The sequence below is a fragment of the Nitrosomonas sp. GH22 genome (genome assembly GCF_009833115.1).
Taxonomy (GTDB): Bacteria; Pseudomonadota; Gammaproteobacteria; order Burkholderiales; family Nitrosomonadaceae; genus Nitrosomonas; species Nitrosomonas eutropha.
Window position 1 is genome coordinate 1 of sequence record NZ_QRCA01000022.1, and the last position, 21,211, is coordinate 21,211.

Here is a 21,211-nt window from a genome sequence, read left to right on the forward strand (position 1 = left end):
CTAAACACTTAGAACCTGTTCAATATCTCACTGAAGGGCGCATTGCGGTGTTGAAATTGAACTCAAAATGCTCACATACTTCAAGTATGCTCCGCTTTCTCATTCAATTTTGCCTTGTGCTAGTTTCTTCGCTAACATTTTTTAGAGATTCCTTGACGCATGTTGTGAAATTATAAAATCTGCAACTTAGCCAAACAATTGTGAATTACCGGGCAGCGTGCTTTCTCGTGGGAGAGCATGCTGTCTATCCTAACCACTACCCGCCATCCCATTGCGTGGATTGCCGGCTGCATTGAGCAGCATGGGATTAAAAAAGGAGTATCCATTTGCTCATTCGCAACCTCTTCTTGCTGTTAAGCAATATTTCCCTGATTCTGCTGACGGCATGCAGCACGATTCCAACCGTTCCGCTAACGCCCCCCCCGTCTGTATCACAAACTACCGCAGCCGCAATAATCTACGACTGGGATATGGATATATTCCATCCTGTCGTGGCGCGGCATGGCATGGTGGCCACCGAGCAAAAACTGGCTTCCAGAATCGGGGTGGACATTCTCAAAGCGGGTGGCAATGCGATTGATGCCGCCGTGGCGATTGGCTTTGGTCTGGCGGTAACGTTACCCAATGCGGGCAATATTGGCGGCGGGGGATTCATGCTGGTTCATGACGCCCAAACCGGGCGATCAACCGCGCTGGATTTTCGTGAAACTGCTCCGGCAGCTGCCAGCCGTGATATGTATCTGGATACAGCCGGGAATGTCATAAATAAAAAATCACTTTTCAGTCACGCAGCGGTGGGGGTTCCAGGTACGGTTGCCGGAATGATCCACGCATTGCAACGCTGGGGCTCCATGCCGCTGGCAAAAGTGATGCAACCGGCGATCACACTGGCGGAAGAAGGTTATCCAGTCAGCAAAACGCTCGCTAAAGGGTTGCAGTATTCAGCGGGCAACATGGGGAAGTGGCCAGCCACCCGGGCAATCTTCTGGAAAAATGATATGCCGTTGAAAACGGGTGACAAGCTGGTACAGCAAGATCTGGCCAATTCGCTGCGTTTAATTGCACGCGATGGCGCCAGGGCGTTTTATGCAGGAGAGATTGCGCACAGGATTGCTGCGGATATGGCCAGAAACGGCAGCCCGATGACAATGGAAGATCTGAAAAATTACCGGATAACTGAGCGCGAGCCGGTACGTGGCACCTATCGCGGTTATGAGATCGTTACCATGCCGCCGCCTTCTTCAGGCGGTGTGCATCTGGTACAGATGCTTAATATGCTGGAATATTGGCCGCTCAGGGAGTGGGGGCACAACAGTGCACGAACGATTCATCATATGACGGAAGCCATGAAGCTGGCTTATGCTGATCGATCTGAATATCTGGGAGATCCGGATTTTGTCAACGTCCCGCTCACTGGCCTGATCAGCAAAGCTTATGCTGAGGCGCTGGTATCACACATTGATCCGGATCACGCTCGTGTCGCAGAGGCCATCAAACCCGGCCAGCCGCAATTCCATGAAAGCAATCAGACTACGCACTTTTCGGTGATGGATTCAGCCGGCAATATGGTTGCCGTCACTTATACGCTCAACACCAATTTTGGCAGCGGTATTGTCGCACCCGGCACGGGCATCGTGCTCAATAATGAAATGGATGATTTTTCAATCAAACCAGGGATGCCCAACGTGTACGGCGTCATCGGCGGCGAGGCCAATGCGGTTGCCGCAGGCAAACGCCCGCTTTCATCCATGACGCCTGCGTTTGTTTTCAAGGCGGGCAAACCCTGGTTGGTGACTGGCAGCCCCGGCGGGCCACGCATTATTACCACGGTGTTGCAGCAAATCGTAAACGGTATCGACTTTGCCATGAATCCTGCTGAAGCAGCCTCAGCTGCACGCTTCCACCATCAGTGGACACCGGACGAACTGCGACTGGAAAAAGGGATTTCGCCTGATACCTTGCGTCTTTTACAGGAAAAAGGGCATCGCATTGTTATCAAGCCCACCATGGGCCGTACCCAGACTATCCAGCTGCACGGTGATGAACTTTGGGGCTATTCCGACCCGCGCAATCCAGATGGAGCAACCGTGGGGTTTTGAGGGGCCGTCGAAATTTTTCTAAAGCCAAAAAAACGATCGCCGTTATACTCCCCAGCGGTATTCATCAGCGCACCAAGCTGTAACCAGCGAATTCTATTTTATTTGTTAACAAATGGAGAACCCAACCATGCAACACAATCAACAAGGTTTTACTTTGATCGAATTGATGATCGTCGTCGCGATCATCGGCATCTTGGCGGCCGTGGCGATCCCGGCTTACTCGGATTATCAAGCTAAAGCCAAGGTAACGGCCGGTCTTGCTGAAATTTCATCTTTGAAATCAGGTATTGAAGATATAGTAAATGGTGGGGGAGATATTGGAACTACTATTGTTGCCTTCAATAAAACAACCGGTAACTGTGTGATAAAAACTGATATTACCGCTGGCGTTGGTGATGTTGAATGTAAATTAGAAAATGCACCTGCTAAAGTGAATGGCAAAACAATTACTTTAAGTCGTACAGATGCTGGTGTGTGGTCATGCAAGTCTGATATTGGAACAGATGAAGATAAATACCTACCTAAGACTTGCAAGTAAAGTACTGGCTCCTAATCAAATCTTCTAATTTGATTCTATGAAAACCCTGCTTTGGCAGGGTTTTCTGTTTCTGGTGGTATGCAGATGATGATCTTTTTTTGACGGGCGGGCTAAAAGCACTACTTTCCCCTTATTTTCCTAACAAGGTATTTATTATCATGGACAAAGCTATGGCTGAGGGTCAATCCGATCTCTTGCTCCATTCATTGCTGTGCGCAACCACACCAGGCCAGAAAAATCGTATTGTCTGGTCACATCGGGTCGCGAATCTGCTGATGATCGCTGCGTTGGTACTGGTATCAACTCTGCCATTGGTAGTCTGGTTGGAGAATACGCACTGGCATGATCAGCAGCGTATTGGGCAAATATTAACATTGGCAATGGCTGTGATTGCTGCGTTACTGATTTTTGGCCTTGGTAGATTGCGCACACCACTGCTATTGAGTCACATGAATCATCGTCTGTTTGTGTTGGTGATAGTCGCTGCCGGTGTTTTTGCATACCTGGCGCACCAACCACTCTGGGCGTTTACCGAGCTGGCGCTGGGTGTGGCTTGCCTGGGTTTGAGCTGGTTGGTGGCCTCCGTGCGGCGCTTATATGGCATACAAAATGCTGGGGGCCACACGGTAGATCGCGTACTGCTGGCAACGTTGTTCTTTATCTGCGCCAGGCTGGTGGCACGCTTTGACGTATCCTATCTGGCCGCTATCACGAATGGAGAAGGCATACTGGATGCATGGCTGCTGGTGGATGGTTTCTCCAATCCCCGTTTCTTTGGCCAGTTTTTGACGCTGGCATTGCCGTTGCTGGCAGCTCCATTGCTGGTTGAGGGAAATCTGCGCCGCTATGCGCTGGTGGCGGGCGTATTGATCGTGCTGATATGGACAACAGCAATTGTATCGGGGGCGCGCGGCACCTGGCTTGGTTTGGCGTGTGCAACGGTAGTATTTGCTTGTATCGGGCCGATTGGACGCCGTTGGGCACCTCGAAAAACCTATAAATTCTGAAAAGATCTATATATAAAAAATTGATTTTACAGTCAATTTTTTAGAAACGGAATTTTCGAGGTGGCCCTTTGATAATCCGTGCCATCAGGATGCATTTTACCTAACGTCCCAGCGTATCAGAGCGCTGCACCAGCTGATGCAGTAACAAACCCCGTTCTTACCTTCTTCCTGCTGCTTTTCTTCTATTCCTTGCTGTTTTCAGTCTTTGGTACATTCTGAAAGCATGTTGTGTACCTCCTGTAAATTCTGAATTTCATCAAATATCACTTGTGGTATTTGCCTGGCCCGCTTCATTTCGCTCACTCTGTTACACTTCACCAATATATTATTCTGATTACAGGTATAAGCTTATGTTTTTAATGTTAAAAGATTAACAGTAGCTACATCTGTATGTCATTATGGCATTATCTGGTTGGTTGCCAGTTAGTTGGGTGTATGGGGAGTTGAATAAGGTTGATGGTGCGGACACTTGCAATTCTGATGGTTGAGCCTACGGCAGCGGAGGGTGAGCAGGTACGTGGTTTGCTGGAGCAGGGCGGCCTGTCAGCCCAGGTGCATTGTGTGACGACAGATGCGCTGCCGGAGGTATTGCAGCAACAGGAGTGGGATCTGGTGCTGGCGGGTGATCATCCGGATTTGGGCGTGGTGCCGGTACTGGATTCATTGACGGAACTGGGGCTGGATATTCCGGTAATTGTGCTGGTTTCCCGGCAGGATGAGCAGGCCACAGCATGTTTATTTGCTGCGGGAGTACAGGATGTATTGCTGAAATCGGACTCGATACGGCTGATGGCAGCCATCCGGGGTTGCCAGCGGCATATTGAACATTTGCAAGATTTGTGCGAGGCGCAATCCGCACTGGAAAGAAGCGAAGCCCGTTTTCGTGCGATTGCTTCCAATCTGCCGGGGCTGGTGTTCCAGTTTGTACTGGAATCGGATGGCGGCGTTTTCTTTCCGTACGTCAGCGAGAGTTCCAGAACATTGCTCGGGCTTTCTCCCGATTACCTGCAGAAAAATCCGTATGCATTTGCTGGCTTGATTCTGACGGAGGATACGGCGGACTACGATCAATCGTTACAGAACTCGTGCAAACAGCTTTCGGCGTGGAATTGGGAGGGACGTATTCAGGCGCGGGGAGATGCTGATGTGAAATGGATCAGCCTGCGAGCTACACCGCGCCGGACGCCGCGTGGTGCCGTGTTGTGGGATGGAATTATGCTGAATATTACGCGTAATAAACAGATCGAACTGGAAATTGCCCGATCGCGTGCGCAATTGGAAGAGCTTTCGGCATATTCGCAAAAAGCAAAAGAGCAGGAGCGCACACGGATTGCCCGCGAGATTCATGATGATATTGGTGGGACTCTGACGGCGATCAAATGTGAATTGGTGCCTTGCCTGGATAACTCCAGCCGTGCGCCGGAGTTTTATCGCAACAAGGCCGCAGCGGTGGAATCGCTGGTGGATATGGTGATTGACAGCACGCGCCGGATCGCGCTCGATTTGCGACCAGGTGTGCTTGATTGCGGAATTGTAGCAGCGGTGCAATGGCAGGCCCGTGAATTTAATCAGCGTACCGGGATTGCTTGTGCTGTGGTGTGTGATGATGAGGAAATTTCACTGGATGGAGATCTGGCCGTGGCGATTTTTCGGGTTTTTCAGGAAGCGCTGACCAACATCGCCAAGCATGCGGATGCATCGGAAGTGCGGGTGAAATTGTCCGAAGCGAGTGGCGAAGTGTATCTGGAAGTGGCAGACAATGGCTGCGGCATTACGTACCCGGATATGGAGAAGGTAAATTCGTTCGGCATACGTAGTATGCGCGAGCGCTGCCAACAGCTTGGCGGGCGGTTTCATATTCAGGGTGAACCCCAGACGGGTACGGGGGTGATGATCTGGATTCCGGTGAATGGGCAGTCTTCATCGTCTTATCAGGATGAGTGGCCGGATTGAGGGATGAAACATGAGACAAGGAATGTCAGCTGATAGGGTGAGGATGTAATCATGATCAAGGTGATGATCACTGATGATCATGCAATTGTGCGCTAGGGGCTCAAGCAGATTCTGAGCGAGACCGGTGACATCAGCGTAACCGGGGAAGCGGAAAGCGGTTTCCAGGCGATGAAGGTTGTGCGTCAACAGGATTTTGATGTGATGTTGCTGGATATTTCATTGCCAGATCGGAACGGGCTGGATGTGCTCAAGCAAATCAAGAAGGAACGGTCGAATCTGGCAGTGCTGATGCTGAGCATGCACAATGAAAGCGAGTTTGCGATCCGTGCCCTCAAGGCGGGGGCGGCTGGTTATCTGAACAAGCAGAGTGCGCCGGCGCAACTGGTTACCGCGATTCGTCAGGTTGCATCCGGCCAGAAATTCATTACCCCCGCGCTGGCAATGGAGCTGGCAAACGCAATTACCTCGAATACAGATCGGCCGCTGCACGCTTCATTATCCGACCGGGAATTTCAGACGTTGTGCCTGATTGCTTCCGGCAAAGGGCTTTCCGAAATTTCAGAAGAAATATGTCTGAGCCCGAAAACTGTCAGTGTTTATCGTGCCAGGTTATTGGAAAAACTGAAGCTTACCAACAACAGCGAATTAATCCGCTACGCCATCATGCATCACCTGGTCGATTGACCCCTTTCCTGCGCTCTTTGAGCCTGGTGATTGCAATCACCTTATACAGCTTGCAGTAAAACAAGATTACATGATTGAGCTGTATTCCAAATAAATCCGCTATTAATCGGCTGTCACTTCAAGCACAAAACTTCCAGCAGCAGTGATGTCGGAATGGACACACCACGTTCTTGGGCGGGACACCGCGCAGGGGACAGATGGGCCGAACATATCAACGGCTTGTTGTTGCTCATGGCTCCATTTCTTCATCGTTGCGGTCTTCATTGTTGGCATCCTGGCGCACGGCGGGCAGTTGCTTGAGCAACTCCGGCAGTGCTGTCTGCACGGTGTTCCACACCACATCAAGGTTGATGTCGAAGTAGCCGTGGGCGATGCGGTTGCGCATGCCACGCATATTGCGCCACGGCACTTGTCCGTGTGCCTGAGCGAACTCAGCATAGTTATCTATCACTTTCGTGACAGCCTCGCCGATGATGATGAGACTCATGATGACGGCTTGTTGGGTTCGCTTGTCCTCAAGGAAATCCTCTTTGGTCAAACCTTCTACGAAACTGCAGGCATCGGTAGCGGCCTGCTGCATGTGGTCCAGGTAGTCGGGCAGGCGGTTATCGCTCATACCGGTTGCGCCTCTGCGAGCACCTTGGCTCGGAACTTCGGCGGCAGGTCTCCGGGTGTCCGCAGATCGACATGGAGGCCGAGCAGCGATTCCAGCTCGATCTGTAGGCCGCCCAGGTCGAACAGCGTCGCACCAGGTAGCGTATCCACCAGCAGATCGATGTCGCTGCCATCCCGGTCGGTACCATGCAACACTGAGCCAAAAACGCGTGGGTTCGCCGTGCGAAAGCGGCTCACCACTTCGCGCACCGCACTTCGCTTCATGTCAAGCACAACAGACGGGCGCATGGGTATCCTTCCTTATTGAAACTCGTTGAGATGATATGCAATCAAGAATGGAATTTTAAGAACTATTTTCAAGAATCGCAATGCCTTGCGCTTCATTCTGTGTGGCTGGGTTTTTTAGAAGTTGCCCTAAAGTTTCCATAGGTAATAGCCGTTGATCCGCAATGTAACCGGAAGAAATACAGCGATCGGGTTCATTTTTTCACTGGGGCACTAATCCGGTCAGGATCACAAAACAGTTTTATCTATGGAAACAATGAAATGACTGTATCTATCAGCAAGGGTTTTACCATGGTTGAGCTGATGATCACTATCAGTATTGCCTCCATCCTGCTTGCCGTGGCTGTTCCAGGCTACCAATCCCTGATGCGGGAATCGCGCTTGACCGCACAAGCCAATGAACTGATGACTGCGCTGCACTATGCCCGTTCTGAAGCAGTGAAGCGGGGAGGGAGAATCACCATCTGCAAAAGCCCGGATGGTGCAACTTGTAATGACGGTAGCTGGCAGGATGGCTGGCTGGTTTTTAGCGATGCGGGTATGGCTGGTGCTGTCGATAGTGACGATGAAATATTGAGAGTCTTCCCAAAATTGAATGGAAGCTCATTGAAAGGTGGGGGTAATTTTAGTAGCAGAATTTCATATTTGCGTAATGGGCGTAGTCAAGGTAATAACAATCTGCCAAATGGAACATTTACCTTATGTAATCAGAATGATGCACGCAAAATTGTGATTAATGTTTCTGGTCGGGCAAGAGTAGAAAAAGCGGGATGTCCGTCAAACAAGGAGTTTCTCGATGAGAGTAAAAATGATGGCTAAGCAGAATTCTTCTTCTGTGCATGCTCAAGCTGGTGCCGGCATGATCGAAGTGCTGGTGGCCATCATTGTTCTTTCGATTGGACTGCTTGGGCTGGCAGGGCTGCAAACCGCCGGATTGAAGAATAACCAGAGTGCTGGTTTCCGTTCAACTGCCACCATGATGGCATACGGCATTCTGGACAGTATGCGGGCAAACCGGGTTGCAGCGGGAGAAGGTAGCTACAACCATGCGATCTCGGAAGATACTGCTTCAGAGGATGAAACGGAGGAGGAGACGGAGGAGGAAACGCAGACAGAAGCCGGGATTCCCGGGGATGTTAAACCCTGGTTGGAAGAGCTTGCTCTGCGTCTGCCGGATGGTACCGGCGCTGTTAATGTGGATGCTGACAATAAAGTGACCATCACCATTCAGTGGGATGACAGCCGTGGTGCATTGGCCGCGCAGCAATTTGTCATGACTACCCGGCTGTAACAGGTGACATGAAAAGTATGCGGGCAAATCAGGCATTCAGTCGAAGTCAGCATGGCCTGACACTGGTAGAAATGATGGTGGCCATGACCATCGGGTTGGTGCTGCTCGGTGGTGTGATCACCGTGCTGACTGCCAGCCAGCAGACTTACCGTGTTAACGAAGCAATGGCGCGTATGCAGGAAAACGCGCGCTATGCCTTCCAGCTTTTGTCTCGCGATATTCGTATGGCGGGATATCGCGGCTGTGTGGGTGATGTTGTTGCTATAACCAATGTACTTAATAATAAAAATGATTTTTTGTGGAGATTTGATCGGCCTCTGGAGGGATTCGAAGCAACCAACGCAAGCGGCTGGACACCTGCTTTACCGTCTGAAGTAACTTCTCCATTGAAGGGAGGAGATGTAGGGCGAGATGTCATTGTGGTAAGAGGAGTAGAGGGTAGTTACGCCAGAGTAATTTCCCATGCATCTGAGTCGGCCGATCCAGGAGTTGAATTAGGTAGTGATTTTGGAAAAGAACTACAAAATTATTTTGATAAATCGAATCCTAAATCGCCTTTTATAGTACTGGTAAGTAATTGTCGAAACACTGCCATTTTTCAGGTGACCGGTATTAATAATATATCTGATAAAAAGTTTTTGGAGCATGCTACAGGTGGTAGCAGTGTAGAGCCAGGAAATGAAAAAGAGATGGGTGAAATATTTCTCAACGGAGAAATAGTACGAATTAGCACCAGGGCTTATTACATTCGGAATAATCCAGGAAAAATCCCTGCTCTGTATTGGAAAAAAGGGAAGGATGATGCCGATGAACTGGTTGAGGGCATTGAAAATATGCAAATTCAATACGGTGAAGATACCAACGGGGACAGGGCTGTGGACATTTATCGCACAGCGGATCTGGTGGCAGATTGGGAGAATGTTGTCAGTGTACGCATCGATCTGCTGGTGCGATCCGTGGAAAATAATATTGCCACCCAGCCACAGACTTATACCTTTAACGGTGAGACCGTAACACCGACTGACCGGCGGTTGCGACAGGTATTTTCCACTGTAATCTCGTTGCGCAACCGCGCTCCCTGATGATTCTTCCTGGAGAGTAGAAAACATGGATGCGGATTTCTCGGCAGATTCCGGCAACAATAAAGATCAGTTTTTTAAACCCCGGCAAGTTGCTTCACCGGTGGTTCGTCACGTTTCGTTCACGGTTAGAATCCGGTTTCTTCACAATCATTCAGGTGGATCATCGCAAGCAGTGCCAGAACCTTCTGTGATCACACCACGCGCCAGAATCTGCCGGCATCACGAGTTACGCAACAGCGGAATGCTCCAGCACCTTGGCGCCTGGTTATCTGGATTACTTCCTGCGCCATCGCTTGGTGGTCGCAATGACAGAATAAATGTTGCTTCCACGCAGCGGGGCGCTGTATTGATAACCGGATTGATTTTTCTGGTGGTTCTGACATTACTCGGCACAACTGCTCTGCAGAGTACGATTCTGGAAGAAAAAATGGCAGGCAATCTGCGTGATGAAACACTGGCTTTCCAGGCGGCAGAAGCGGCGCTGCGATCGGGAGAACGGTTTCTTGAACAGATCACTATTCCGGAATTTAATGGCTCAAACGGGTTGTATCACCACGCCTGCTCTTCAGCGCCAAATCCTGATACAGAGGGCGAAGAGGTAGATGAACCCCATTCATGCTCACCAACACCAGATCCTGTCACTGGAATGGCTTGGGATGCTGATGACAGTAGAGAGATTGATGTCACCATGGATGGTGTGGCCAACCAGTCGCGCTATTTTATCGAGCAGCTTCCCAGTGTTCCACAGATGGGGGACGGAGGGAGTGCGCAGCAATCCGGTGCATCGCTTAATGCAAATATGTTTCGCATCGTGGCGCGTGGAACAGGGGGTACAGAGACAGCTATCGTTTTGTTACAAAGCACTTATCGGCGGTAGAAAAGGAATTGATGATGAAAACTGTTCATAGCATGATAAGAGCCTGGATGTTCATGGCGTGCTTCCTTTGCATGCTGATTCGGGCCGAGAGTGCGGGAGCAACATTGCCACTATCTGATGTACCGTTATTTTTGACCACTGCAGTGGATCCCAATGTTATTTTTACACTGGATGATTCCGGTTCCATGCAGTTTGAAATCATGCCGGATAGCCTGATTAAATCAAGCGTGCGCTTTGTTTACCCCAGAGTAAGCAGTACTTATGGGGGTGACAGTTACAGTAATTACGTAGTCGGCTTTGATCTGAATAATAAATATACAGCTTCCCTGCGTTCCAGCCATGTCAATAAAATCTACTACGACCCGACCGTGCGCTATCTGCCTTGGAGCAAGGCTGATGGGTCGTTGATGGATAACGCAAGCATCACTTGTGCCCCGCATAACCCGTTCAATACTGCTGCGGGTTGCCGTAACCTAACCGTGGACAATACACAGAGTGCGGCCTGGCTCAAAGATAATGGTTCTTTGACAGATACAGAATCTCAAACTTTTTATCCGGCTGTCTATTTTCGCTACAAAGGAAGTGGGAATTACAACTCAGCCAGTAGCTACGCTCTGGTTGAAATCAAGCCGGAAAATGCCCCTTTTAATGGAGGGGAAAATCGGACTGATTGTGCTGATTCATCGGCGTGTATCTATGCTGAAGAAATCCAGAATTTTGCTAACTGGTACACCTATTACCGTTCCCGGATTTTACTGGCGCGTGCCGGTGTCGGCCGAGCTTTCGCGGCACAGGGCAACAGCATGCGTGTGGCTTTCGGTGCGATCAATAAAGGTAGCAGCAGTAGTAATAAGATTGATGGAATATCGACGAGCACACTGATCACCGGAGTCAGGCAGTTTGCTGGACAGGAGCGTGAGGATTTCTTCAACAGTCTGTATAACCATATTATTCCAGCTGCTAATACACCATTGCGTAGAGCAATGCAGAGTGTCGGTGAATATCTGAAGCGCGCCGACGATAAAGGGCCATGGAGCACTACGCCGGGGCAGAGCGGTGGTAGTCAGCCGGTTTGCCGACAGAATTATCATGTCCTGATGACAGATGGTTTCTGGAACGGACCCAATCCTTCCGAAATAGGCAATGCGGATAATACGGACGGCAGCAAACTCACTAATCATTTTCCCAATACATCACCAGCCACTTATCAGTACAAACCGGCACTGCCGTACAAGGATGGCTTTAGTAATACCTTGGCCGATGTGGCGATGCATTACTGGAAAACCGATTTGCGTACTGATCTGGATAACAAGGTACCGACTAATGCCAATGATCCAGCATTCTGGCAGCATATGGTCAATTTCACTGTCGGACTGGGAGTTGAGGGTACGTTAGGTGATTTGTTACCAGGTAGCTCCGGTGGGCCAGCAGCCTGGCCGGATCCAACGGATGCTGATGCTTATAAGATCGACGATCTCCGGCATGCAGCGGTCAATAGCCGTGGGGAATTTTTCAGCGCGCAGGATCCAGCCGCTTTTGCCGCTGGATTGACGAATGCGCTGACCAATATTACCGCTCGGGTCAGTTCAGCCGCTGCAGTAACGACCAATACCAGCCGGCTTAATACTGGCGCACAGATTTATCAGGCAAAGTTCAACAGTGCTGACTGGAGCGGGCAACTGCTGGCGTTTAATCTGGAAGCTGATGCCTCACTGGGACTGCTGCAATGGGAGGCTTCTGAACAATTGCCGGAACATGCCAGTCGCAAGATTTTTACCCATAACGGTACTGCCGGTCTGGCGTTTACTGCTGCTAATTCTTCTTCATTTTCAGCAGCACAGCAAGCTGCATTGGATACAAATACAAATGGAGTCAATGATGGTCAGGGATTGCAACGATTAGCCTGGTTGCGTGGGGATCAAACAACAGAAGTTGGGCAGGGCGGCACATTTCGCAAACGTAACAACGGCGTACTGGGCGATATCGTCAATTCCGATCTATTGTTCGTCAAGACTCTGGATTTTGGTTACGACGCATTCCTGGACGGAACGCCAGGGAAGGCGTCCTATTATGCCTATGTGCAGTCGAACAACAGTCGTATTCCAATGGTTTATACCGGGGCGAATGATGGCATGCTGCATGCTTTCAGTGCTGAAACCGGCAAAGAGCTGTTCGCTTACATTCCCGCTGCTGTTTATCCTCAATTAAGTAAATTGACTGATTCCGGTTATGTGCATCGCTATTTTGTTGATGGCAACACCTATGTCGGAGATGCCTACATTGGTGCAACACCCGCCTGGAAAACAGTATTGCTGGGAACGCTGGGAGGGGGCGGTAAAAGTATATTTGCGTTGAATATTACCGATCCAGCCAATTTCTCTGCATCAGATGTGATGTGGGAATTTACCGATGTGGATCTGGGTTTCGTTCACGGTCAGGCAAAAATTGCACGATTGAATGATGGTTCCTGGGCGGCAATCATCAGTAACGGTTACAACAGTACCAGTGATAAGGCGTACTTGCTGATTGTTGATCTACAAACAGGGGCACTGATCAAAAAAATTCCAACCAATAACAGTACAAATAATGGCCTTTCCAGCCCGGCACTGGTGGATACCAATAACGACAAGATCATTGATGTTGTTTACGCAGGGGATCTGCAGGGCAATGTCTGGAAATTTGATTTGTCAAAAAATAGCTCGGCACAGTGGGATGTGGCGTATAAATCTGGCAGCGTTGGTGTACCCTTGTTTACGGCCAGGAATACCAGCAATCAGGTACAACCAATTACTTCTCCTTTGGAAGTGGGCTACCACAAACAGGGAGGGTATATGATTTTCTTTGGCACCGGCCAGTTCATCGCCTCCGGTGACGCCACCGATAAAAAAGTGCAAAGTCTCTACGGTATCTGGGATAACAGTAGCTGGATTTCAGAAACAGATCGCAGTGTATTACAGCCGCAAACCATCCTGACGGAAACCGTTGTTCCTCCTTTTGAACGTACCATATCCGATAATGGAATAGACTGGTCAGCCAAGCGTGGCTGGTATATCGATCTGCTGCAACCTCCGGAAGGAACGCAACAGGGCGAGCGTTCGGTCGTTATGCCGATGCTGAATTTCAGGCGGATTATTTTTACCACGCTGATTCCTTCCATCGATCCATGCGAAGCGGGCGGGCGTAACTGGTTGGTATTACTCAATGCTGAAAATGGGGGAATGATGTCTCCGCCGCAGTTTGATACTAATGGGGATGGCAAGCTGGACGGTAGCGATCGAATCATTGCTGCTGTAGGCTCAGATGGAATTCGTAGTGAATCGGTTGCTATCAGTGCCGGTAGCTTGACGCATCTGATCGCGGCAACTACCACGGGGGCAGTGGAGAAAGTGACGATCAGCAACGGCGCTCCGCCGCCGCGCCGATCCTGGAAACAGATACAGTAAACAGGAGGATCAGTTAAATGAGCCTGGCTCGGATGTATACGAAAAATCACGGCTTTACGTTGATCGAGACGATGATCGTGGTGGCTATTATCGGCATTCTGGCAGCGATTGCCTATCCTTCCTACCAGGAGCATGTACGGCGGGGTAATCGGGTGGAGGCCAGCGGTATTCTGTTGGAAATGGCACAATTGCTGGAACGCAATTACACTGAAGCTAATCGTTATGATCAGACTGGCGCGGGAGGCGATTTTGCATTGCCGGTGACGCAATCACCCCGAACGGGTACGGCAAAATATATCATCCGGTTTGCAGAAGGTACTCCAACACAAAATAGTTATACGCTGGAGGCGGTGCCGACAGGTTCTATGGCAAGTGATACCTGCGGTACCTTGTCGTTGACTCATACAGGTGTGCGAGGAGCAGGCGGAGTGACAGGAGCAGAAGCTATTGCCAAATGCTGGCAGTAAATAAGCTATCAGGCTGCACCCGATCGGGTGCGATGATGTTCAGTCAGGTTTTCAATACGCAGGTCAACATCAACTTTTGCCCAGGTCTTGATTTCATTATTCAGTAGCGTATCGGTCAGCGGATAGCGTTCCAGCCAGGTTTGCGGAATGCGTAATGTGCAACGTCTTCCACTCATGGATAGCATCAAGGCTGGCAAATCAACCTGGGTGCGGCTGCGGTAAAAAATTGTAGCGATACGCAAGGCGACCGAACGCGCAAGGTTGATAGGGTGGCTAAGAAAATCCCCGGTTTTGGCAAGCGAGCCATGGTGCGATAGCACCAGCTGACCTAACTGGGATTGCTCCATTCTGGAAAAGCCAGGCATATCGGCGTTATCGAGAATATAAGCAGAATGTTTGTGGTAGCCGGTATGGGCCACCGAAATGCCGATTTCATGTAAACGCGCTGCCCAGGAAAGCAATTTCAGTGCATTCTCAGCTTTTTCCTGATCGGGGTAATCCGCCAGGAGTTGTTTGCCAAGCAAAATCGCAAGTGATTCAATCCGGGTTGCCTGCTGCAAATCCACCCGGTAGCGCTGCATGAATTCCTGTACGGAGACTTCACGCATATCTTCTTTGTGAAAGCGCCCCAGCATGTCGTAGAGTACGCCCTGGCGCAGTGCGCCGCTGGCAATTTCCATACGCTTGATCTTCAGCTCTGTAAAAATAGCGCTCATGATGGCAAATCCACCTGCAATAATTATTCTGCGGCTGGGGTTTAAGCCTGGAATTGCCAGCTTTCTGAGATCACCTGTTTTAAGCAGGAATTCACGCAGTTTTTCCAACCCTGCGAGTGTGATGATTTCTGCATCATCGCTGTCGTTATAGCCGTTTATTGCGAGGATGTGTGCCAGTGCGCGCGCGGTGCCGGAAGAGCCATAGGCTTTTTGCCAGTATGATGAGGAGAATTCAGCGGTGGCGGCCTGTATTTCGGAACGTGCGGCCAGCTCGGCATATTTCAGCGAGGCTTTGGTGAGCTTCCCATCAGGAAAAAAATACTGGCTGTAGCTGATACAACCAATGGGAAGACTTTCCAGTTTGCTGGATTTCAGTTGGCTGCCGATGATCAGTTCGGTGGAGCCACCACCAATATCGACGACGAGAAGAGCGTCATCCGAAGGAGGCAGGCTGTGCGCCACGCCAAGAAAAATCAACCGGGCTTCTTCGTAGCCTGCAATGATTTCGATAGGAAAGCCCAGTGCATTTTCAGCTTTTTGCAAAAAACCTGCTGCATTTTTGGCAACACGTAGCGAGTTTGTGCCCACCACTCTGACGGCATGATACGGCAGTCCCCGTAAACGCTCGCCAAACCGCTCCAGGCAGGCGAGTGCGCGGTTTTGTGATGCCTCGTCCAGCGTCTGATCTTCGGATAATCCCGCTGCAAGCTGTACCATTTCTTTCAGATTATCCAGCAGGTAGAGTTGCTTTTCTTCTACCCTGGCGATCTGCAGATGAAAACTGTTGGAACCCAGATCAACGGCAGCGAGCGTTGAGTATGCGTGCATGATGCGGGGGCTGGTTCTGAACGGTTTATTTACTGACTTCGCGTTCAATTTCATCCGCCGATACATGGCGGACATCCTTCCCCTTAACCAGGTAGACAATATATTCCGACATGTTTTTGGCATGATCACCGATCCGTTCGACTGCCTTAGCGGCAAATAATATTTCGATCGCGGTAGAGATTTTGCGAGGATCTTCCATCATGAACGTAATCAAATGGCGGATGATCGAGCGAAATTCCTCATCCACCTGTTCATCCTGGCGCACGATTTCTGCGGAGGCGTTTGGATCCAGCCGGGCAAAAGCATCAAGCGCCTTGCGCAACATGTCGATGGCAATGGCGGCAATATGTCGTATCTCAACAAAGCGCGGCATGTGCATGCGATCTGCAGCGTAGATCAGCTTTGCCATACGGGCGATCTTGGTCGCTTCATCACCAATTCTTTCCAGATCAGTAATGGTATTGATCACGGTCATGATCATGCGCAAATCAATAGCGGTGGGCTGCCTGCGCACGATAACCTGGGAACAGAGCTCATCGATCTTTATTTCCATGGCATTGACGCGATGATCATTGTCAATGATCTGTTCAATCATGTGCTCGTTACCGTCAGTCAATGCCTCCACTGCGTTCTTGATCTGTTCCTCGACAAATCCGCCCATCTGTAATACCCGTGTGCGGATTTCTTCGAGATCAGCATCAAATTTTTTTGAGACATGTTCTTTATTAATCACGTTATTTACCATCTTTTTTCTCCTGCGCGTTCAAGAAACCCATCTTAAGTTCGACAGTTCCCTGGAATCTGTTCAAAGTCTCGATCAAGGGATGCAGTGCCAGGCAAAATTGAACGAGAAAGCGGAGCATACTTGAAGTATGTGAGCATTTTGAGTTCAATTTCAACGCCGTAATGCGCCTTTCAGCGAGATATTGAACAAGTTCCTAGATCGTAATGGTTTCCACGCCCTGATCAGTACCCATCAACAGTACATCAGCGCCTCGTCTGGCAAACAGGCCGTTGGTCACCACCCCTGTGATCTGGTTGAGCGTGCTTTCCAGTTCAACCGGATTCATGATATTTAGATTATGTATGTCGAGAATTACATTGCCATTGTCAGTGATGAAATCCTGACGCCAGGCTGGTTGTCCGCCCAGTAATGCAATTTCCCGGGCGACATAACTGCGTGCCATCGGAATCACCTCCACCGGGAGCGGAAATTTTCCCAATACCTTAACCAGCTTGCTTTGATCAGCAATACAGATAAACTTCCGAGCGACGGCTGCAATGATTTTTTCACGTGTCAGTGCGCCGCCACCACCTTTGATCATGTGCATGTTCCGGGTAATTTCATCTGCGCCATCAATATATACCGGGAGGTCAGCAACAGAATTGAGGCTCAAAACCTCAATGCCATGTTGCTTCAGACGGGCTGCGGTTGCTTCGGAGCTTGCCACGGCCCCTTCAATCTTGTGTTTGATTTTAGCCAGTTCATCAATAAAAAGATTGGTGGTCGATCCTGTTCCGATACCGATGATTTCACCTACCTGCACATACTGCAGAGCTGCTTGTGCCACTGCCTGTTTTTGTTCGTCTTGTGTCATGATGATTTTAATAATTGGTTCTTGAAATAGTGCTCTCATTGAGAAGGATTCAGAGCGCTTGCGCATCCTTCCCCTGTTTGACAGCAAGCGTATCATAACTTGGTGACAGTATAATTACCGATTCAGTGAGTTTTTCCGCATATTTATTCTATTCCAGCCCCGGTTTTCAATGCGCGCGATCAAATTACTTCCCGATGGATTAATCAGTCAGATAGCAGCTGGAGAAGTCATCGAACGCCCGGCTTCAGTGCTGAAAGAATTACTGGAAAATTCCATCGATGCCGGTGCGACTGAAATTACGGTCAATATCGCACAGGGTGGATTGAAACTGATCCGTGTGACCGATAACGGCAGCGGCATTCCCGCAGAAGAACTGCCGCTTGCACTCACACGTCACGCAACCAGCAAAATTGCCAGCCAGGAGGATTTGCACAGCATCACCAGCCTGGGATTCCGGGGGGAAGGGCTGGCCAGTATCGCGTCAGTTTCGTATTTGTCGCTCATCAGTCATCAACCCGCTGGCAAACATGCCTGGGAAATCCGCAGTGAGGGGACACGGTTAATGTCGCCGGAGCCTTCATCCCACATGGCGGGCACTACGGTTGAAGTCCGGGATCTGTTTTTCAACCTGCCTGCCCGCCGCAAATTTCTTAAAACAGAAGCTACAGAGTTTGCCCACTGCGAAGAAGTTTTTCGGCGGATGGCACTTTCCCACGCTGATATTACCTTTACGCTGCGGCACAATGGAAACCTGCGCAGCCACTGGCAGGCGGCAGAGGCTGCAGAGCGCATCGGAGCCGTGCTTGGCGAGGAATTTTCCGGAGCGGCTACCTGGATGGACGAACAATCCGCCGGCATCGGCCTGCAGGGGATGCTGGCATTGCCCGCGTATTCACGTGCCACCCGCGACATGCAGTATTTTTTTGTTAACGGACGCTTCATCCGCGACAAGCTGGTTACCCATGCCCTGCGCGAAGCCTATCGTGATGTGCTGCACCTTGATCGTCATGCCGCTTTCGTGCTGTATCTGGCGATTGATCCTGAACAGGTGGATGTCAACGTACATCCGACGAAAACCGAAGTCCGCTTTCGCGAAGCGCGGGCCATCCACCAATTTATTTACCATGGCGTCAGCAAGGCGCTGGCTCTACCCCGCTCGGGTGTAGCATCCTCCTCTCCTGTTGGGGCCGTGTGGCCAGGTACGCAGGATGCATCTGTTGATCCAACGCGCACCGGTTTTACACCGGCTGTGCCGACGTTGAACTACCCCAGGCAAGCACGGCTGTCATCAGAAAGGGTGGCGCAGCCTTTTAACTTTTATCAGGTTCTATCCGGCGGAGAATCCGGCGCCACTGCCATGCAGAATCAACTCCGACAAACCGGGGAAGGGGAAAGCGATGAAAATTCGGCTATGCCCCCGCTGGGCTTTGCGTTGGGGCAGCTTCGCGGCATCTATATCCTGGCGCAAAACCAAAAAGGATTGGTGATTGTAGACATGCACGCCGCGCACGAACGCATTGTCTACGAGCAGTTGAAGACACAACTGGATCAACAAGTATTATCCGCACAACAATTGCTGATCCCGGTTACATTTCACGCAGATAGCCTCGACATCGCGACAGTGGAGGAAAATCAGGCGCTTTTGCAGCAACTGTGTTTTGAAGTGAGCACGCTGTCCACTACCACGCTTGTGATACGCACAGTCCCCGCCACGTTGCAGCATGCTGATGCGGAAAAACTGGTACGTGCTCTGCTGGATGAAATCAGGAATGGCGATCCCGCTCAACTGCTTGCCGCCCGTCGTAATGAATTATTGGCCACCATGGCCTGTCACGGTGCCGTTCGCGCCAACCGGCAATTAACGCTGATTGAAATGAATGAACTGCTGCGCAAAATGGAAGTAACCGAGCGCTCGGATCAATGCAATCACGGCCGACCTACCTGGTTTGAAATCAGCCTGGCTGAACTGGATAAAATGTTCATGCGCGGCAAATAGCCATGGGCCTATCACTTCCAAAAGCTTGCTTATCTTGCTGCTTGAGAGCGCGATAAAAATTATCGTGCGGATGGACCAAAGGACAGCAGTTTCAGGCAATCCTCATCGAGAATACGATAAGCCAGCATGCATAACTGATTCGATAATCGGACTTGTCGACTCGAATGCCTTGCGGATCTTTCAGGATGGCGAGTAATGGCACGCGCTGCCTCGTCCAACTTGGATTGCTGTGGGGAGTGTGGTTTTTTTAAAGCGCGCTCGAAGGTGGGGGTAACAAGCCCACTTGTGGTTGACGTTGCCAGACAGCCATTTGCAATGCATCACAACAAGCCAGTCTTGCTTTCATTCTTGTGCTCATCCAGCCAACCACCGTCAGATCACACACCGTCTGGATAGTAATCGACAGCCAGAAATCCCCGAACAGCCGGCATACACGCCAACCACTTCAATATGAATGAGTCATCCAGGATCAGGATTCTGGTTATTGATCTATCAGCCACCATCGTCCCCACCGTAATAAACAGATAATTCCTCCTTTACTTGTTGATTAAGATCAACTTCAAACGCAGCAGAATACCTGACCTCATTTTTGAAATTTCAAAGGAGTTGATTGACTCCTGATCAGGGTAGCAAGCCACCGCGAAGCTGACCGAATGAGCAAGGCGTAACCAGAACAAAAGATGGCGATATTTCATTCATGAAGTTTTTTTAATTCAAAATCTTACTGAATAATGCGTTTTGTTATACACCCACTTACAAAGAAGTATGCACCGCTTACGGTGCATACTAAATGTTAGACCACTTAGGAGAGACTCGTGAGAACCCATAAAATTGCATTTCTTGGCGCGCTGGCCGCACTGCTCCTCACAGGGTGTGCCGGAACAATACCTGTCAACTCATACACGCCTCAGAATTTTGTCCGCTTCGGCGGGGAAGCGACTGTAGGATCATTCTCTTACCAGCCAGCCCTTGACGGGAAAGTGGCTGACAATCAAGTTCAGAATACCGCTATCGGAAAAATCTTTCTCCCTTCAAAGATTGGCGACATAGTGCAACGCGCAACTGCCTTGGAGCTTGAAAAAACCGGAATAATTCTTGGCAGCGGGAATGTTGAGGTGTCTGGCAGCGTAGTTGAGTTCAAAGCAGATGATCTTGGGTATAGCGTAGATTGGACATACTCCGTTCGATACGTAATAACTGAAAAGACATCTGGAAATAAGCTCGTTGATAAAACTTTCACAGCCGACCCAATCAAGACCGGAAAATTTGGCGCTGCTGCAGACTTTTCTTCGTCAATCAATGACGCAATTCTTTCTGGGTACAACAAATTCATCAGCGACCCCGATGTTAAATCTGCTCTATCCAATAATTAAAACAGAAGTGGTCTAACAATTCATTCAAGCCGACGCCGCTTCGCGGCGCGGCTTAATTCAGGTGTTAGATGTTTAGTCCCACGGTGTGCTGGTGTAACATATAACCAGCTACGGAGGGATGATTTATGGGACAGATATTACACGGAAGCGCCCGCACGACAGCGGCGGTGCGTCGAGCGATACAAAATAGTCAAGAGAGTCTGAATGTTCTGGCCAAGCGGCATGGGATTAATCCAAAAACGGTAGCGAAGTGGCGGAAGCGGGAATTCACCCACGATGCACCGATGGGCCCCAAAGAGTCGCACTCGACTGTTTTAAGTCTGGAAGAAGAAGCCGCTGTTGTGGCGTTTCGCAAACAT

Annotated in this window: 19 protein-coding genes and 1 pseudogene; 14 read left to right on the forward strand and 6 right to left on the reverse strand. The window is 50.0% G+C overall.

Translation table 11 applies throughout. The annotated features are described in order from the left end of the window. The first annotated feature begins 326 nt into the window (after positions 1 to 326). The 5 genes from ggt (at position 327) to ABF86_RS07990 (ending at position 6,281) form a co-directional block, all read left to right on the forward strand. Positions 327 to 2,099, forward strand: coding sequence for a gamma-glutamyltransferase (ggt, locus tag ABF86_RS07970; protein ID WP_160803519.1), 1,773 nt, complete (start codon positions 327 to 329; stop codon positions 2,097 to 2,099). Positions 2,100 to 2,226: 127 nt separating this feature from the next. After that, a complete protein-coding gene (locus ABF86_RS13095; protein ID WP_074685555.1) occupies positions 2,227 to 2,637 on the forward strand; it encodes a pilin in 411 nt (136 codons plus the stop codon). Between the two features lie 170 nt (positions 2,638 to 2,807). Continuing rightward, positions 2,808 to 3,644 carry a hypothetical protein gene (locus ABF86_RS07980; protein ID WP_204987585.1) on the forward strand — a complete coding sequence of 279 codons (837 nt, stop codon included), beginning with the start codon at positions 2,808 to 2,810 and terminating at the stop codon, positions 3,642 to 3,644. Positions 3,645 to 4,100: 456 nt separating this feature from the next. Continuing rightward, positions 4,101 to 5,597 (forward strand): histidine kinase, encoded by a 1,497-nt coding sequence (locus tag ABF86_RS07985; RefSeq protein ID WP_074685551.1) that lies wholly within the window; start codon positions 4,101 to 4,103, stop codon positions 5,595 to 5,597. Between the two features lie 108 nt (positions 5,598 to 5,705). Further along, positions 5,706 to 6,281: a response regulator transcription factor gene (locus tag ABF86_RS07990; protein ID WP_345889565.1), complete on the forward strand. Its 576-nt coding sequence runs from the start codon at positions 5,706 to 5,708 to the stop codon at positions 6,279 to 6,281. A gap of 229 nt (positions 6,282 to 6,510) precedes the next feature. Here ABF86_RS07990 and ABF86_RS07995 read toward each other — a convergent pair whose 3' ends face one another. Together ABF86_RS07995 and ABF86_RS08000 are read right to left on the reverse strand one after the other, a co-directional pair. Beyond that, positions 6,511 to 6,897 (reverse strand): DUF86 domain-containing protein, encoded by a 387-nt coding sequence (locus ABF86_RS07995; protein ID WP_074685547.1) that lies wholly within the window; start codon positions 6,895 to 6,897, stop codon positions 6,511 to 6,513. Continuing rightward, entirely contained in the window at positions 6,894 to 7,184 is a 291-nt protein-coding gene (locus tag ABF86_RS08000; RefSeq protein ID WP_074685545.1) for a nucleotidyltransferase family protein, read from the reverse strand. The genes ABF86_RS07995 and ABF86_RS08000 overlap by 4 nt, the downstream gene beginning before the upstream one ends. Positions 7,185 to 7,442: 258 nt before the next feature. Here ABF86_RS08000 and ABF86_RS08005 point away from each other — a divergent pair, with 258 nt between their 5' ends. The 6 genes from ABF86_RS08005 to ABF86_RS08030 are packed head-to-tail and all read left to right on the forward strand — an operon-like array spanning position 7,443 to position 14,341. Beyond that, entirely contained in the window at positions 7,443 to 8,000 is a 558-nt protein-coding gene (locus tag ABF86_RS08005) for a Tfp pilus assembly protein FimT/FimU (protein WP_160803520.1), read from the forward strand. Beyond that, positions 7,978 to 8,472, forward strand: a complete 495-nt coding sequence (pilV, locus tag ABF86_RS08010) for a type IV pilus modification protein PilV (protein ID WP_011634873.1) — start codon at positions 7,978 to 7,980, stop codon at positions 8,470 to 8,472. Before ABF86_RS08005 ends, pilV begins: the two co-directional genes overlap by 23 nt. 8 nt (positions 8,473 to 8,480) lie before the next feature. After that, on the forward strand, positions 8,481 to 9,554 hold the full coding sequence (locus ABF86_RS08015) for a PilW family protein (RefSeq protein ID WP_240142272.1): 1,074 nt from the start codon (positions 8,481 to 8,483) through the stop codon (positions 9,552 to 9,554). A 25-nt stretch (positions 9,555 to 9,579) separates the two neighbouring features. Further along, positions 9,580 to 10,431 (forward strand): PilX N-terminal domain-containing pilus assembly protein, encoded by an 852-nt coding sequence (locus tag ABF86_RS08020; RefSeq protein ID WP_160803521.1) that lies wholly within the window; start codon positions 9,580 to 9,582, stop codon positions 10,429 to 10,431. Positions 10,432 to 10,445: 14 nt separating this feature from the next. Further along, positions 10,446 to 13,874: a PilC/PilY family type IV pilus protein gene (locus tag ABF86_RS08025; RefSeq protein WP_240142273.1), complete on the forward strand. Its 3,429-nt coding sequence runs from the start codon at positions 10,446 to 10,448 to the stop codon at positions 13,872 to 13,874. A 32-nt stretch (positions 13,875 to 13,906) separates the two neighbouring features. After that, positions 13,907 to 14,341: a type IV pilin protein gene (locus ABF86_RS08030; protein ID WP_193565720.1), complete on the forward strand. Its 435-nt coding sequence runs from the start codon at positions 13,907 to 13,909 to the stop codon at positions 14,339 to 14,341. Positions 14,342 to 14,349: 8 nt separating this feature from the next. On the opposite strand, the gene ppx is transcribed toward ABF86_RS08030, so the two are convergent. From ppx to rpiA, 3 genes are all read right to left on the reverse strand, one after another. Beyond that, on the reverse strand, positions 14,350 to 15,885 hold the full coding sequence (gene ppx, locus ABF86_RS08035; protein WP_160803524.1) for an exopolyphosphatase: 1,536 nt from the start codon (positions 15,883 to 15,885) through the stop codon (positions 14,350 to 14,352). A gap of 25 nt (positions 15,886 to 15,910) precedes the next feature. Continuing rightward, positions 15,911 to 16,618 carry a phosphate signaling complex protein PhoU gene (gene phoU, locus ABF86_RS08040; RefSeq protein ID WP_041353816.1) on the reverse strand — a complete coding sequence of 236 codons (708 nt, stop codon included), beginning with the start codon at positions 16,616 to 16,618 and terminating at the stop codon, positions 15,911 to 15,913. A 205-nt stretch (positions 16,619 to 16,823) separates the two neighbouring features. Beyond that, the gene (gene rpiA, locus ABF86_RS08045) at positions 16,824 to 17,483 is read right to left on the reverse strand and encodes a ribose-5-phosphate isomerase RpiA (RefSeq protein WP_160803525.1); all 660 of its coding nucleotides are present in this window, start codon (positions 17,481 to 17,483) and stop codon (positions 16,824 to 16,826) included. A gap of 169 nt (positions 17,484 to 17,652) precedes the next feature. On the opposite strand from rpiA, the gene mutL reads away from it, so the two are divergent. Then, a complete protein-coding gene (gene mutL / locus ABF86_RS08050) occupies positions 17,653 to 19,479 on the forward strand; it encodes a DNA mismatch repair endonuclease MutL (protein WP_160803526.1) in 1,827 nt (608 codons plus the stop codon). Positions 19,480 to 19,726: 247 nt separating this feature from the next. Here the strand turns inward: mutL and ABF86_RS12580 are convergent, their stop codons facing one another. Continuing rightward, on the reverse strand, positions 19,727 to 19,864 hold the full coding sequence (locus ABF86_RS12580; protein WP_204987586.1) for a hypothetical protein: 138 nt from the start codon (positions 19,862 to 19,864) through the stop codon (positions 19,727 to 19,729). A 430-nt stretch (positions 19,865 to 20,294) separates the two neighbouring features. On the opposite strand from ABF86_RS12580, the gene ABF86_RS08055 reads away from it, so the two are divergent. Next, a complete protein-coding gene (locus tag ABF86_RS08055) occupies positions 20,295 to 20,852 on the forward strand; it encodes a hypothetical protein (RefSeq protein ID WP_204987587.1) in 558 nt (185 codons plus the stop codon). Positions 20,853 to 20,977: 125 nt separating this feature from the next. Further along, positions 20,978 to 21,211 (forward strand): annotated as a pseudogene (locus ABF86_RS08060) (IS481 family transposase); the annotation flags it as partial.